The 14,331-nt window shown below is 37.8% G+C and carries 20 protein-coding genes; 10 read left to right on the top strand and 10 right to left on the bottom strand.

Annotated features, from left to right (window positions below; translation table 11 throughout):
- Positions 1–28 precede the first annotated feature (28 nt).
- The 5 genes from NYQ66_RS01100 to NYQ66_RS01120 form a co-directional block, all read right to left on the bottom strand.
- Positions 29–559 (bottom strand): hypothetical protein, encoded by a 531-nt coding sequence (locus NYQ66_RS01100; protein ID WP_259865934.1) that lies wholly within the window; start codon positions 557–559, stop codon positions 29–31.
- Positions 559–942 carry an NUDIX hydrolase gene (locus NYQ66_RS01105; RefSeq protein ID WP_259865936.1) on the bottom strand — a complete coding sequence of 128 codons (384 nt, stop codon included), beginning with the start codon at positions 940–942 and terminating at the stop codon, positions 559–561. The genes NYQ66_RS01100 and NYQ66_RS01105 overlap by 1 nt, the downstream gene beginning before the upstream one ends.
- A gap of 320 nt (positions 943–1,262) precedes the next feature.
- On the bottom strand, positions 1,263–3,050 hold the full coding sequence (locus tag NYQ66_RS01110) for an ABC transporter ATP-binding protein (RefSeq protein ID WP_272480020.1): 1,788 nt from the start codon (positions 3,048–3,050) through the stop codon (positions 1,263–1,265).
- Between the two features lie 211 nt (positions 3,051–3,261).
- Positions 3,262–3,789 carry a nucleoside tri-diphosphate phosphatase gene (ntdP, locus tag NYQ66_RS01115; RefSeq protein WP_259865940.1) on the bottom strand — a complete coding sequence of 176 codons (528 nt, stop codon included), beginning with the start codon at positions 3,787–3,789 and terminating at the stop codon, positions 3,262–3,264.
- Between the two features lie 192 nt (positions 3,790–3,981).
- Positions 3,982–4,158 (bottom strand): gamma-type small acid-soluble spore protein, encoded by a 177-nt coding sequence (locus NYQ66_RS01120; RefSeq protein WP_259865943.1) that lies wholly within the window; start codon positions 4,156–4,158, stop codon positions 3,982–3,984.
- Between the two features lie 172 nt (positions 4,159–4,330).
- Between NYQ66_RS01120 and NYQ66_RS01125 the strand changes: the two genes are divergently transcribed.
- Positions 4,331–4,516 carry a hypothetical protein gene (locus tag NYQ66_RS01125; RefSeq protein ID WP_259865944.1) on the top strand — a complete coding sequence of 62 codons (186 nt, stop codon included), beginning with the start codon at positions 4,331–4,333 and terminating at the stop codon, positions 4,514–4,516.
- 79 nt (positions 4,517–4,595) lie between these two features.
- On the opposite strand, the gene mutY is transcribed toward NYQ66_RS01125, so the two are convergent.
- Positions 4,596–5,678, bottom strand: coding sequence for an A/G-specific adenine glycosylase (gene mutY, locus NYQ66_RS01130; RefSeq protein ID WP_259865946.1), 1,083 nt, complete (start codon positions 5,676–5,678; stop codon positions 4,596–4,598).
- Between the two features lie 153 nt (positions 5,679–5,831).
- Between mutY and NYQ66_RS01135 the strand changes: the two genes are divergently transcribed.
- Positions 5,832–6,821, top strand: a complete 990-nt coding sequence (locus NYQ66_RS01135) for a metal-dependent hydrolase (protein ID WP_259865948.1) — start codon at positions 5,832–5,834, stop codon at positions 6,819–6,821.
- A gap of 82 nt (positions 6,822–6,903) precedes the next feature.
- Here NYQ66_RS01135 and NYQ66_RS01140 read toward each other — a convergent pair whose 3' ends face one another.
- Positions 6,904–7,173, bottom strand: coding sequence for a YfhJ family protein (locus NYQ66_RS01140; protein ID WP_259865951.1), 270 nt, complete (start codon positions 7,171–7,173; stop codon positions 6,904–6,906).
- A 132-nt stretch (positions 7,174–7,305) separates the two neighbouring features.
- Here NYQ66_RS01140 and sspK point away from each other — a divergent pair, with 132 nt between their 5' ends.
- Both sspK and NYQ66_RS01150 read left to right on the top strand, forming a co-directional pair.
- Positions 7,306–7,452: a small, acid-soluble spore protein K gene (gene sspK / locus NYQ66_RS01145; protein WP_259865953.1), complete on the top strand. Its 147-nt coding sequence runs from the start codon at positions 7,306–7,308 to the stop codon at positions 7,450–7,452.
- Positions 7,453–7,470: 18 nt separating this feature from the next.
- A complete protein-coding gene (locus NYQ66_RS01150; protein ID WP_259865956.1) occupies positions 7,471–7,629 on the top strand; it encodes a YpzG family protein in 159 nt (52 codons plus the stop codon).
- Positions 7,630–7,670: 41 nt separating this feature from the next.
- On the opposite strand, the gene NYQ66_RS01155 is transcribed toward NYQ66_RS01150, so the two are convergent.
- Positions 7,671–8,003: a YfhH family protein gene (locus NYQ66_RS01155; RefSeq protein WP_259865958.1), complete on the bottom strand. Its 333-nt coding sequence runs from the start codon at positions 8,001–8,003 to the stop codon at positions 7,671–7,673.
- 188 nt (positions 8,004–8,191) lie between these two features.
- Here NYQ66_RS01155 and NYQ66_RS01160 point away from each other — a divergent pair, with 188 nt between their 5' ends.
- Complete coding sequence (locus tag NYQ66_RS01160; protein ID WP_259865960.1) at positions 8,192–8,992, top strand: HAD family hydrolase; 801 nt, start codon at positions 8,192–8,194, stop codon at positions 8,990–8,992.
- Position 8,993: 1 nt separating this feature from the next.
- Here the strand turns inward: NYQ66_RS01160 and recX are convergent, their stop codons facing one another.
- Positions 8,994–9,812 (bottom strand): recombination regulator RecX, encoded by an 819-nt coding sequence (gene recX / locus NYQ66_RS01165; RefSeq protein ID WP_259865962.1) that lies wholly within the window; start codon positions 9,810–9,812, stop codon positions 8,994–8,996.
- A 182-nt stretch (positions 9,813–9,994) separates the two neighbouring features.
- Between recX and NYQ66_RS01170 the strand changes: the two genes are divergently transcribed.
- From NYQ66_RS01170 to NYQ66_RS01190, 5 genes are all read left to right on the top strand, one after another.
- On the top strand, positions 9,995–10,906 hold the full coding sequence (locus NYQ66_RS01170) for a TIGR01777 family oxidoreductase (RefSeq protein ID WP_259865964.1): 912 nt from the start codon (positions 9,995–9,997) through the stop codon (positions 10,904–10,906).
- 388 nt (positions 10,907–11,294) lie between these two features.
- Positions 11,295–11,855 (top strand): GNAT family N-acetyltransferase, encoded by a 561-nt coding sequence (locus NYQ66_RS01175; protein WP_259865966.1) that lies wholly within the window; start codon positions 11,295–11,297, stop codon positions 11,853–11,855.
- A gap of 94 nt (positions 11,856–11,949) precedes the next feature.
- Positions 11,950–12,075: a YfhE family protein gene (locus tag NYQ66_RS01180; protein ID WP_259865968.1), complete on the top strand. Its 126-nt coding sequence runs from the start codon at positions 11,950–11,952 to the stop codon at positions 12,073–12,075.
- Between the two features lie 593 nt (positions 12,076–12,668).
- Entirely contained in the window at positions 12,669–13,034 is a 366-nt protein-coding gene (locus NYQ66_RS01185) for a CidA/LrgA family protein (RefSeq protein ID WP_259865970.1), read from the top strand.
- Positions 13,027–13,719, top strand: coding sequence for an LrgB family protein (locus NYQ66_RS01190; protein ID WP_259865972.1), 693 nt, complete (start codon positions 13,027–13,029; stop codon positions 13,717–13,719). Before NYQ66_RS01185 ends, NYQ66_RS01190 begins: the two co-directional genes overlap by 8 nt.
- 123 nt (positions 13,720–13,842) lie before the next feature.
- On the opposite strand, the gene NYQ66_RS01195 is transcribed toward NYQ66_RS01190, so the two are convergent.
- On the bottom strand, positions 13,843–14,211 hold the full coding sequence (locus NYQ66_RS01195; protein ID WP_259865974.1) for a hypothetical protein: 369 nt from the start codon (positions 14,209–14,211) through the stop codon (positions 13,843–13,845).
- Positions 14,212–14,331: the final 120 nt, after the last annotated feature.

The following is a 14,331-nucleotide window of genomic DNA, read 5'->3' on the forward strand; positions in this document are numbered from 1 at the left end:
ACGAAAATGCACCTATCTTCCAAATAAACTATTGTATTCGTATATTAATCTCATCTCTATTTTCTTCTACTAAATCGTCCAACAACTTGTTTGCCTGTTCTGTAAATGCCTTATCGTCGGCTTCTCCTATCATTTCTTCTATATAGCCGACCACATAGAAACTAATTTCACGTGTTTTCTCGGTGTATTCCTTATAATACTCCTCCGGTTCCATTCCAAACTTGGCAGCTTGCGTATGTGCGAACTGACGAATATTCTTTGCTGTTTCAGAATTGTTAGCTTCTTCAGGATATACATTCGCGCCTTCTATTTCCTTCATCTCTTCAGAAACATCGAGGTCCATTTTCTTTGCTTCTTGAATGGCTAATGTTGCCTTAATTGTACCATCAAGATTATCCAACGCTTTTTTGTCAGGATATAAAAATCGAAGTTCTCCAATCGTAATTTCCTCTCCTCTTACAATTGCAGCAACCTCTTCGTTTTCATAGTCAAAATCTTCATTACATCCTACTATAAAAATCAAGCCGGTGAGAAGTACACCCATGAACACTTTCTTCATTAATCAGACCTCATTTCATTTGTTACATTTATATATATTTCTAGTATTGGCAATGTAACTTGATCCCACTTCTTATTGTCATCCAAAGAAACCCAAGATACCTCAAGAATATCGTCATTATCTTTTAATTCTTTGTTCAGGAACATCTCTCCACCCACAATTTCTGCTATAAATGTAAACTTGTAACTATCGTTATAAAGTAATCTATTAATTTTCACTATATATCCAGTTTCTTCATGTACTTCTCTTACACAAGCTTCCTCTGGAGACTCCCCCTCTTCAATACCTCCACCGGGAAAATTCCAAACAATTGCTCCTCGTTGAACAAATTGTCTAACCATTAACACTTTATTATTTTTCGTGACAATCGCTTGAGCAATCATACATTTACCCCTATTCATGTTCATTTAATGTATTGTGACATTCTAATAATTAACTATTATTTTAACATAATTATCCAGTTAACTGTTAAGTCAACTGCTTGTTTGATTATCACCTGAACCCTTTTGACAGTTCTATCCCCATTTAGTGAGTTCAACTGTCAATAACGAGACGCTTTTGACAGTTCCACCACCCATTTCGGGAGTTCAACTGTCAAAACGTCACTTTCCACCAATACTATCTGTCTTTTAAACAAAAAAATAAGCAGTCCAATTGAAACATAAATTGGACTGCTTAACGTCTCCACTCATATGATAAGTTTTTATTTTTGATCACCTATAAAATAAGGCACTTCTTCTATGTTATCATCCAACTGTTGTACCTGAAATAGCTTGTAATAGTTCCCCTGCTTCTCCATCAACTGTTGGTGGGATCCTTGTTCTTTTACTTCTCCATTTTCAATTAGCACGATGCGATCTGCATGTGTAATGGTGGATAAGCGGTGCGCCACAATAAATGTCGTTCGATCTGACGCTAATTTTTCTAACGCTTCTTGAATTAAGTGTTCACTCTCTAAATCAAGTGCTGATGTTGCCTCATCTAAAATTAACAACGGTGGATTTTTTAAGAATACCCGTGCAATCGCAACGCGTTGTTTTTGGCCACCAGACAATTTCACACCACGCTCACCAACCAGCGTGTCATAGTCGTTGGTAAGACCCATAATAAAGTCGTGTGCATTCGCCGCTTTTGCAGCTTCAATCACTTCTTCATCGGTAGCGTCCGGTTTCCCCATTCGAATGTTCATCGCAATCGATTCACTAAACAAAATATTGTCCTGCAATACCATCCCAATTTTGTCACGAAGCGTTCGTGCTTGCATATCCCTTAGATCGGTGCCGTCGATTTTGATACTGCCACTTGTGACATCATAAAAGCGTGGAATCAAGCTAATGATCGTTGATTTTCCCCCACCACTCATACCTACTAAGGCGATCGTTTCGCCATGTTTTACTTTTAGTGAGATATCACGCAACACCATTTCTTCGTCTTGTTCATATCGGAATGACACACGGTCGAACTCTACATCACCTTTCACATTCTTTAAAGGTTTGGCATCATCTCGATCTTTAATATCGTATTCTTCATCAATGAATTCATAGACACGGTCCATCGACGCAATCGATTGGACTAACGTTGTTGATGAACTAATTAACCTTCTTAACGGGCTGTAAACACGATCCATATAACCAACAAAAGCAGCGATTGTACCGACAGTTAAGTTTGTAGTGATCGCTAAATATCCCGCAAATGCGACCACTAACAAAGGCGCCAAATCTGTAATGGTATTCATCACAGCAAACGTTTTTGCATTCCAAGACGTATGGTGGATTGCTTTATCAAGAAAGTTCTTATTTTGCACGTCAAATTGATCACGTTCATAATCTTCTAAAGCAAAACTTCTCGTAACAGGAATACCCTGAACACGTTCATGCAAGTGCCCTTGGACTTGTGCTAGTGCTTGGGAACGACTTTTGGTAAGCTGACGTAATCTTCCATAAAAGATCTTGACCGCAAAACCGTAAAGTGGAAATAAAGCAATAGACACGAGCGTTAACCAAACATTCATACTAAGCATAATACCAATTGCAATTAAGATCGTGACCATGTCTAACCAAATGTTCATAAGCCCCGTCATAACAAAGTTTTTTGTTTGCTCCACGTCATGGATCACTCTTGATATAATCTCACCTGTTTTCGACCTTGAGTAAAAGCTCAGACTAAGTTTTTGAATATGATCAAAGAGTCGTTCACGAATGTCATACAAAATTTTGTTACCCGTCCATTGTGCTAGATATTGGCGGTAATATTCAATCGGTGGGCGCAAAACGAGAAATAAAAGAAATGCTCCACCCATGAGCCAAAGTAATTGCGAGATTTTCTCAGCGTTTGTTAATCCCTCGGCAATGACAATATCATCAATCACATATTTGACGATTAACGGCATTAATAAAGGAATACCAAATTTAAACACACCGATTAATACTGTCAGGAGGATCTTCCATTTATATGGTTTAACAAATTCCATATACCTTTTTATACTATCCAAGTTATGCACCTCTTTCATTGGTGTCTGAAGCTCAGGCGTTCAAACCGCAGTGCTATATCTAATAGATTACGCTACTATTTTAAAAAAATTAATTTCAAGCCCTTCACATGGAAGACCGAAACTATATAGTACTCCATCAAAATGGACAATACAACAGAAAAACCTTGTCACATAACGAGACAAGGATCTTATAGGCATGCTAAAACATGCATTAGCGATAAGTTAGATAGCGTTCATACCATTGATCCACAAACTCAGGTGAGAAAGGACCTTTCCTTTGTCTAACCCATCGAATTAAATATTCAATATTATTTTTCAAAATACGATCTAATACCTTTGGATAATTCATTAACTGACTATGCAATTCATATTCATCTTCATCGAGGAGGGTATAGGTCATATCAGGAAATACTTTTACATCCAAATCATAATCAATATACTTAATCGTACCTTCTTCAAAAACAAAAGGGGAGCTAATATTACAATAATAATAAATACCATCCGTACGTAACATCCCTATGATGTTAAACCAATATTTAGAATGAAAATAACATATGGCTGGCTCTCTCGTGATCCAAGTACGTCCATCACTTTCGGTGACAAGTGCTTTATCGTTCGCAATGATGACAGTATCACTTGTCCCTTTTAAGACCATACTACTGTTCCAGACACGATGTAGCTGACCATTATGTTTATAGCTATGTATTTGAACGGATGTACCGGGTCTAGGTCCAGCCATCATATCTTCCTTTCTTTATTTCTTTCCATTGCTGCTATTTTGAGTTAGTTCTTATTATAACTTTAAATGTAGAGAATTGGAAATGAAAGGCCACTTATCGAAATAATGATGTGAATTTTGTGAGGATAAGCAAAAATAAAGGAGCTCTCAACGTGTGAAGAGAGCTCCTTTTGATCTTCGGGGGTTAATGTTTTACTTCTTTTGTTGAGACTTTTGGTTTTGTTTTCTTACTTCTTGTGCGTTAGTCTCAGAAGCAAACTCAGTACCATATTGTCCTTGACCTTGTTGAGACTGTTGGTTTTGTTGTCTCACTTCTTGTACGTTAGTACCTGCAACAGTTTGGTTAGCCTGTTTTTTGTTTTTAGCCATCTCATATCACCTCCGCAGAAATTAATTTGTCCATGTTAATCAAAAGTTATCCTAAAAAAAATGAAAAATTGCATGAATATTTTTTAAGATCTTGTTGCTCTGCATAAACTGCAGCCCTAAGCTCAAAAATAGGATTAGTTATGAGATAAACATGAAAAAGGAGAATCATTCGATGTATGACGGAAGGGATATGACAGAGTTATTAATGCTAGAAAAAAACGATTGGGATAGCGGAGAACTAGAATATTTCCATCACTCTTTATCGCAAGTAGTCCCCTATTTAAATGCAGAAGGAACAACGATACTACGAGAAATAAATAAAGAGATCCAGAACCGAGGCGGCTTACAAAATATATAGGTGAGACCGGCAATTTTGCTACTACTATACAATAAAAGAAAGCTGGGACAGGTTGGATATACCTGTCCCAGCTTCCTGCTTAAAGTGTGTTTCTTATTTTTTGGTGCGGAACAGGAAAAGGATAGTCAGTCAACTGCTTCACGGAAACAAATTCGGATCGTTCATGCGCTTGTGTAGTTGCACTTACTGCTTTTGCTTTAAATACTTTCATTTCCCAAATAATATGAGAGAACACATGCTTCACCTGAAGAAGTTCTTCCCTTAGTTCGATCTCGATTCCAAATAGTTGCTCGATATAGGCAGCAGCATGTTCCAGATCAACACTTGCTAGTGGAATCATTGGAAACTGCCACATATTTGCAAGCAAACCCTTGGATGGTCGTTGCTCAATTAGAATTTCGCCCTGTTCATTTTCAATCACTAATGTTGCATATTGAATTGTTTTCTGTTTTTTTGCCTTCCCTTTTATCGGAAGCTCATCTTGCACACCTTCATGGAATGCTCTGCACGTTTTTTGAACAGGACAAAGCAGGCACGACGGAGATTTTGGTGTACAGATTAAAGCACCTAATTCCATCAAGCCTTGATTAAACGCAGAAGGGTTTTGTTTTGCGATCATGTCGTATATACATGCCTCAAACAATTTTCTCGTACTTTGTTTTGCAATGTCTTGATCCACTAATAACACCCGTGACAAAACACGCATCACATTTCCATCCACAGCTGGTTCAGGTTGACCAAATGCGATACTTAATATCGCTCCTTTTGTATAGGGGCCAACCCCTTTTAGGTCTCCTAAATCTTTTGGATTATCCGGAACTTCACCACCATAAGATGCTACAACTTCCTGAACTGCGTTTTGTAGGTTACGAGCTCGGGAATAGTACCCTAGGCCCTCCCAGGCTTTTAACACTTCTTGTTCAGGTGCATCGGCGAGGTCTTGTAACGTAGGGAACTTTTCAAGAAAATTATTAAAATACGGAATAACGGTATCGACTTTCGTCTGTTGAAGCATTATTTCTGAAACCCAAACTTTATAAGGGTCTTGGTCTAAACGCCAAGGCAAGTCTCGTTGACCAGACTCAAACCAGTCGATCAAGTCTTGTTGAAATGCGTCTATATTAAAATTATTTAACAAACTTTTAATTTCATTTTGTTTCACTGTATTTCATCCTTCATGTACAATAATGAATAAATTAACAGAATTGGGTGTTTGACTCTTTTTAAATCACTTACGCATTGGTTATACTATTACTATTTACTAATTCATGGACAAAGACTTTCTATATACACCAATAAAGGAGGACTTTATTAGATGGATACAGGAACCCATATTGTAATGGGGGTTGCACTTGGTGGTCTAGCAACTCTAGATCCTGTAGTAGCAAATGATAATGAGTTATTTCAGGCTATCCTAATTGGTACAGTTGTCGGCTCCCACGCACCTGACTTCGATACCGTTTTAAAACTTAAAAATAACGCCGTCTATTTACGACACCATCGTGGAATAACCCATTCGATGCCCGCCGTTGTATTATGGGGTATTGCCATTCCAAGTTTAATTCATGCTTTTATGCCAGAAGTAAGTTTTTTCCACCTCTGGTTATGGAGTTTCATTGCCGTCATTTTACATGTTTTTGTCGATGTGTTTAATGCATATGGAACACAAGCATATCGACCTTTCACGCGCCGCTGGGTCGCATATGGATTTATTAACACGTTTGATCCATACATTTTCGGGCTACACGTCATCGGGATTTTAGCTTGGATGTTCGGTGCAAATCCAGGTTACACGTGGATCATTATCTATATGATACTCGCGTTATATTACGTGAAACGTTATCTCGACAAACGGAGCATTGTCAAAAAGATTCATCAAAAATACCCTGATGTGGTGGAGATTGCAACTTCTCCAACATTAAAACAAAATTACTGGCGTTTAGCAATCACAACCGATACGCACCTCTTTGCAGGAAGAGCAGTCGATGGTCAGATTGAAATAGTGGATGAGTTCGAACGTGTTCCTTTACCACAAAATAAGGTCATGGAGATTGCACAACAAGATAAGAACGTCTCTGCGTTTCTTTCTTTCTCTCCTGTGTACAATTGGGAAATAAACATGTATGACGATTTTACAGAGGTTCGTTTTATCGACCTTAGATATCGCTCCAGAGACTATTATCCCTTTGTCGCCGTCGTACAGGTCGATGACAATGATCGGATCATGAACTCTTATACAGGTTGGATCTTTTCAGAGAAAAAGCTTCAAAGCAAACTGCTTGTTGACGACCCATCATTACTATAAGGAAGTATTAGGGCTGTGCACTCTTGATAAGGTGCACAGCCCTTTCTTTTGGTAAACCTAAGCACTTGTTCTACAATAACCACTAATGTAAATACTTGGTCGCTTTCTCAAACATCGCTTTGTACTTTTCGTTATTTGCCAGAAAGTCATGGAGATTTGGACCGTAGTGATCAATCCACCTAACAACTATCTGTTCCGTCATTTCTTTTCCTTCATATTCTCGTCCTGCCTTTGCTCGGGTTGTTTCAAAATCTTCCCATAATAACTCGACCCAGACTCTCGCTTCATCTATCGTTAATGTTGGATTTTTTTCATAAAGTCTTTCTGCTAGCCTCTGAAAAATATCTTGCATGACACATCACCTCATCATTATTTCCATACTTTTGTTTGCTATTGTATCACATAAGGAGTCCAAAATTGTATAACCTAATAAATGCATCACTGATTAAGAGTGATTGCTTACCCTAGCCGGGAGGTCTGACGAATGCGGAATAAAAAATATGGATTTCCAGTGGATCGACCACATATGGATGGTCTGCCACGTGCAAAGGCGAAATTTAGCCCGAAACGAGCAAATGGTACAATAAACACGCGTCCCCAAGAACGCATGCAAAAGTCTTCTAAACAATAACGTTGGAGGAATTCTACCATGGCTAAACAAAGAAAACCATTCTATGCAAATCTGTATCAAGACCCATTTCAGTCGCCACGTGCTAGTAGAAAGCATACTGGGCATCAAGTAAACGGCGAAACGAAAAAAAGCCAAGCCGAAATTATCACAGAAGTTCAAATGAATAAACGCGTCTAACTCCATCGACGCAAAAACGTGCAGCCTCCAGGGGCTGCACGTTATTTTACCAATTCTCCTAACACAGAGATCGGCATCGCTTCTTCTGTTTCAAACGTTTCATCTAATAAATTTATTCGGTTACCCCAGGCAAACACGCCATTCAAATAGGTGATCTTAAAACGATAACCTGGATCTCCTCTTAATTCATATACTTGCCCCTTTTTATATTCCGCAGGATTCAATGTATAAGCAAGTGCCATTTGAATTTTTCTCTCTAAAATTGCATACTCACTGATATTCCCCATTTGTTCTGCCTTGTTCGCTTGTTCTTTTAAGGTTGCTACTTCCACTTGCAATTCTTCCACTGTATATTCACTATATCGTTTCTGCATATGTTTTGACCCCTCAGTGTTCGTTTTCAATCCTACTATCCATTTTACCAAATAGTCGATTAGAAAAATAATAATAAACGTTGATTTTGAATTTGATTTCTTTCTATGTGTATAATTTAAGTTATCAAATAAGCAATGAGGCAATTTCCCAATTACCTTAAACAAACTATGAAAGAGGAGAAAAAACGATGCTTAAACTTTTTGCAACTGATCTAGATGGAACTTTACTTCAACATAACAAAGGCGGCAACAATATAGATAAAAAAGACTTTGAAGCAATCGAGGATCTTGTTCAAAGCGACGTCCATTTTGCGATTGCAACTGGTCGTATGGACCGTGATATCGTTGAAGTCTTAAAACATCTCAACCAATCTGGGCACCGCATAAGTCAAAATGGCGGTTTTGTCTATGACCACCAAGGACAACTCGTTCATTCACAAACTTTTTCTGGTGAGCTAAGTAAAAGATTACATACCGAAATAGCAAAGCATACAAAGCTTTATTGTGTGACAACCGAAGACGATGCATTTGTTACTGAAAAAACAGGATTAATAAGGGCGTTCGAACACTTAATGTATTTTCCTTTAAAAGAAGGCGTCGATTTTATTGACGAATACGGGACAACGCTACATCCGACTAAATTCATTGTAATTGGTGAAACAGACGAAATTCTCGGGCATCAAAAAGTTTTAATGGAACAATTCTCTGGTGAGGCAGAAAGCTACTTGTCTGATAACCATTGTGTGGACATTGTTCCAAAAGGAATTAGTAAGGCGGACGGATTATCACATTTAATGAAACATCTAGATATGGCGCCAGATGAAATTGCCGTAATCGGGGATTCCTTTAATGATGTGCCTATGTTAGAAATGACGCCTTATAGCTATGCCATGTCAACTGCACACCCTGATGTGCAAAAGAAAGCAAGCAAAGTTGTCGATTATGTATATGAGGCGATTGAAGATTTAAGAGCGCAAAAATTGTTCTAATCTATATACCATCCTGTAAGTTTTCTAAGAAGCGGTCGATGTCATCAATCTTAAAGCCTTTACGATACAAGGCCGCTTTTATTTTATGCTTTAGTTCGTAGCCTTCATATTTTTTCTCATATTTACGTACCAATTTCTCCCCTTGCACTTGCACTGCTTCCCACTCTTCATTGTCGTCCTTCGCGCTATCTGCCTCTGTAAGTGCTTCTTTTATGACAACTTGGCTAAAGCCTTTTTGCATTAAGGTTTGTTGCGCACTAATGCGTTGTTGTTGAAATGATTTCTTGCTACTACTGTTCATCTTTTTCTCTACCCATTTTTTCGCCTTTGCTAGTTGGGCATCGTAAGGAAAATGACGTAAAGCTTCCTCTGCCGTCCTTACCGTAATCCCTTTATCTAAAAGTTCTTTTTTAATCAATAGTGGTCCTTTACTCGTTGACTGTGCACGCGTTCGCACAAGTGCCTCAGCAAATGCACGATCATCTAATAAACCATCTTCATCTAGTCTGTCGATCACTTGTGGAATTTGTTCCTCGTCGACTTCTTTCTTTTTTAAGTACGTAACTATTTCTTGCTTGGAACGCATTCTATAGCTTAAAAAATTGATCGCCATCGTGTATGATTTATGTAATGTATCTTTCGTCTGTAGCAATTGAATGGTTTCTTCATCTAACTCAAGATCTTTTCGTAAATGAAATTCGATTAATATGTCTTCACTCACACTAAATCCATAAGCCTCTTTGCCATCAGCCTGCGTTAAAAAAATATTATAGCGATTTTTATTTCTCTTTTGCGTCGTAATGCGCGAAATTTTTGGCATCTTAGAGCAACTCCTTTCCTATATAGTATCATAGCTAAAAGTAGATCGTGAAATTGCAATACAGTTAGATCTATACGCGTTACCAATAAGGGACTGCTCTTATCAAAAATACTCTTCCGATCAAGGTTTACTTTTTTCTTAAAGAGGAATAAATAAGGTACAGAATTAAAGGAGGATTTCCCATGCACATTGCCGTTACTGGTGGCACCGGTTTTATAGGAAGTAAGGTGACTGAATCACTTATCAAACAAGGACACCACATCTATGTTTTGACTCGCTCTCCAGACAAACATGAGAATACGGAGCAAATCACTTATGTTGGATGGCTAAAAGAAACATACAAACCTGAAACAGAATTGCCAAACCTTGATGCCATCATTAACCTAGCAGGGGATTCTTTATTTGGCTATTGGACCGAAACGAAAAAACAGCGAATCATAGATAGCCGAATCCAAGCTACCGAGAACGCCGTTGCATTAATCGAAAAGTTAGACCAAAAACCGAGCGTTTTCATTAATGCATCCGCTATTGGCTTTTATGGTACCTCTGATACGGAAACATTCACAGAGAACACGACCACACCCGGCAATGACTTTTTAGCAGAAGTAACAAGTCAATGGGAACAGACTGCAAAAAAGGCCAATGAATTAGGTGTCCGTACAGTTTTTACTCGGTTTGGTATTGTATTAGGAAAAGAAGGTGCCTTACCTATGATGGCACTTCCGTTTAAAATGTTTGCAGGTGGGAAAGTTGGAACTGGCGAGCAGTGGATGTCATGGGTCCACGTTGACGATGTCGTTGAAATGATCAAATTCTCCTTACATCATTCCAATGTAGAAGGTGCATTAAATGTGACTGCGCCAAATCCAGTTCGAAATAAAGCGTTTAGCAAGACACTAGCGCGTGTCTTAGGGAGACCTTATTGGCTACCAGCTCCCGCCTTTGCGATGAAAACGATCCTTGGAGAAATGAGCTTACTTGTACTAGAAGGACAGTGTGTAAAACCAAACAAAGCAACCGAGTCTGGATACACTTTTTTATACCCTGAATTAACCGAAGCTTTACGTGAGATTTACTTACAAAAAACGCACTGAAATCAGTGTTTTCGCATATACTTAAGCTAACAGATTTTTCTTGCAATTCCGCCTATAATTTTGTCGATAAATTTTACAAAATTATTGTTTTCATTTCGCATGTTTTTGTGTAATATAGTCATGGGAAATGACTTAAAAAAGTATAAAGGTAATTATTTAATCGTTATATACAACGTACGAATCAAGCGTTTAGAACTACATCATAGAAGCTAATCGTTGATATATAGGGAAGGCAAATGGTGCGCCACCAGTGAAACAGCTGGTCCTAGTGGGTTCGATTCCCACCCCGAATTTTTGTTGGTATTTTGATAAAAATTCGAGGGTGATCGAGCCACACTACTTTCCCGTAGTGTTTTTTCACCCTCCAAGAAATAAGGAGGGTTTTTCTATGCTTAAAAAACGTGAATTACAAGATGCACCAGCTTTATATGATTTGATGAAACATCCAGAGGTGTTTCCTTTTGTGAGACATAAAGCCTATTCTTCAGATGAATTTTACTTTTTAACCAAACAAACAATTGAAGCGGAAGAGAATGGTGAATTAATTTCACGTACAATTATGGATGAGTACCACCAACCGATCGGAACGATAAATTTATTTGATATTGAAGACAGAAAAGGCTTTTTAGCAACTTGGATTGGCCAACCATACTTTGGCAAAGGCTACAACAAGCCAGCAAAAGATGCCTTCTTCGACGAACTGTTTTTCCGCCAAGGTATTGAAGCGATTTTTATAAAAATTAGAAAAACAAATACAAGATCATTAAAAGCGATACTAAAGCTACCATTTGTTTCACTAGGAAACGTGTTATATCCAGAAACATTTGAAAAAATTAACGTTGCATCCTTAGATGAACCTATTTACGAGTTATTTGTAATCACTAGAGAACAATATATGATCCACACTGAGCTTGAAGTTGTATCCAATGAAGGAGAAGCGGTCGTATAATCTACACGATTTGGGAAATTATAGTATTAACCGCTGAAAATAACCGATATTCGGTTAAGATGTCGGAAAATACGATAAAGTGAGGTCATCGATCGTGAAGGGAAAAACTAGAGAAGACAAAGCAAGAAAGAACGGTTTATCCAAAACACAACAAGTGTTGTATCAAAAAGAGTTTAAAGCAGCCAACAGAATGTATAATGACACCAAAAACCAGGTGTAATTACAGGTTATCCACACGACTTATCCACATTTGTGTGGATAGTGTGAATAACATTTAGAAAACATACTAACCATAACTATTTAACTTGTGTATAACTTTTTGTGGATAAATAACCGCCATTTTGTGGATAGTGTGGATACTTTCTGCGGTTATTGTGTATAAAAGGTTATCAATGTGGATAAGACTGTTAGTAAGTGATTGTCAATCTCATCAGTTTTTTAACCCGATTCCTCCCCTTTTTCGGTAGAGTTGAGACAATCTTAGAAAAAACTCGCATTCGCTCGCACTTTAGCGAATGCGTTAGTTTTTCTTATACTTGGTACATTAAATTTTTTACTACAATGGTTACACTTCTCCGCTAAAAACTTATCTTTTCTTAACGTATAAATATAGCGAAACTTCAAACCTTTCTGAGGCGTTGAGTTTCGCTTTTTTTAGTTTAGATGTGTATAACTTTTTTATTTTGAACACTAACGGTGCACCGTTGTGTATAAGTTCATTTGTCTTTTCTTTGCTTGCTTATCCTATACAAAAGCCTACTGCTCGTTGTAAACTGATAAAGCATTATAAAGAACAGTTAAGGAGACATCACCATGAAAGTTTTACACATCATTTTACAAATTGCTATTTTATATGGTTTTTATTCAGTTGGCGTCTGGATCCAGGAATCACTTAACCTTTTTATTCCTGGCAGTATTATAGGCATGATCTTACTCTTTTGCTTACTCGTAACCAAAGTGATCAAACCTGTTTGGATCGAAACAGGAGCTCACACATTAATGAAGGATATGCCACTATTGTTTTTGCCTGTCACCATCGGAATCGTTAATCATCTCGACTTGTTCGTCGGAAAAGGACTTTTCCTCATCGCAATTGTGTTAATAAGTACAGCTATGGTGATGATTTGCTCTGGACATATTACACAAGTTTTATTAAAAAGGAATGACATACATGAATAGCTTTCTAATAGGACTGTCCACTCTTACTGCTACAATTCTATTATTCTTTCTAACTAAAAAAATATATAAAAAATACCCAAGTCCATTTACTTTGCCAATTTTAACTTCAACTTGGGTGATTGTTGTTGGTCTACTTATTTTTGATATACCGTACGAGACATATATGATTGGCGGACAATGGCTTGATCATTTACTCGGTCCAGTTGTCGTTGCATTAGCTTATCCACTTTATCGACAATGGCCCCTCTTGAAAATGTATATGGTACCGATTCTTTCCGGTGTCATTGTTGGGTCTTTTATTGGCATTAGTACTGGCTTCATTGCAGCAAAATGGCTTGGATTTAGTGATACGATTATTTATTCGATTACGTCTAAATCCGTGACTACTCCCGTATCGATGGATATTGCTAACACAATTGGGGGGACCACACCACTCGCCGCTGTGTTTGTCATGTTTGCCGGAATTGGTGGAGCAGTATTTGGTCCAAGCATTCTTAAGTTGTCTCGCGTGAATTTAACGATTGCGAAAGGTGTCAGTATGGGGACCGCTTCTCATGCCATTGGTACGGCACGATCGATGGAAAATAGTGAATTAGAAGCTGCCGTAAGCACTGTTTCGTTGACGATTAGTGCAGTGATTGTCGCAATGATTACACCTACGTTTGTGCATGTAATGATGGGTTAAGCACTCACTCATTTAGGAAGTGTTGAATAGATTAATTCTTCTTTCTCTGATAGTCCTTTTATATGGATGGGGGTAAAGACCGGTTTCTTTACCTCACAATAACCGCAATACCAACTATCTTTTTCATATCACATTCCTCCCTTCCTTTGAATTAGAATATAAAAAAAGACCAAAATAACCGTAAGCAAAATTATTTAACAGAACACTTCTCTTTTGACTGACCTTCCACATCATAATTGCTGCGGTAATCCAACTGGTCGCCATCATCCCTATACCAATATGTATGAGTAAAGGGATGGAGGTACCAGTTCCAGTGAATAAGATTAACATACCTAAGTATCTACATCCCTCAACCAAATAGAATAAGGGGTCTTTCAACTCTATCTTTAGTGCCTCTTTTTCCTCATCGTCAAGTTTTCTATAGTTGAAAATAATAAATGAAATAGGGATAACCCATAAAGCTATTAAGAGAATAATTTCTACTACGTCCATTATATCCCTCCCAAATGCTGATAGGTTGACATTACACCAATCTTCATTTCTAATATCTATACATCAGTGACAATAGCCATTATTTGAGGACTATAATCTTATGATAACTTTAACATATAT

This window comes from Aquibacillus koreensis (assembly GCF_025154055.1).
Taxonomy (GTDB): domain Bacteria; phylum Bacillota; class Bacilli; order Bacillales; family Amphibacillaceae; genus Aquibacillus_C; species Aquibacillus_C koreensis.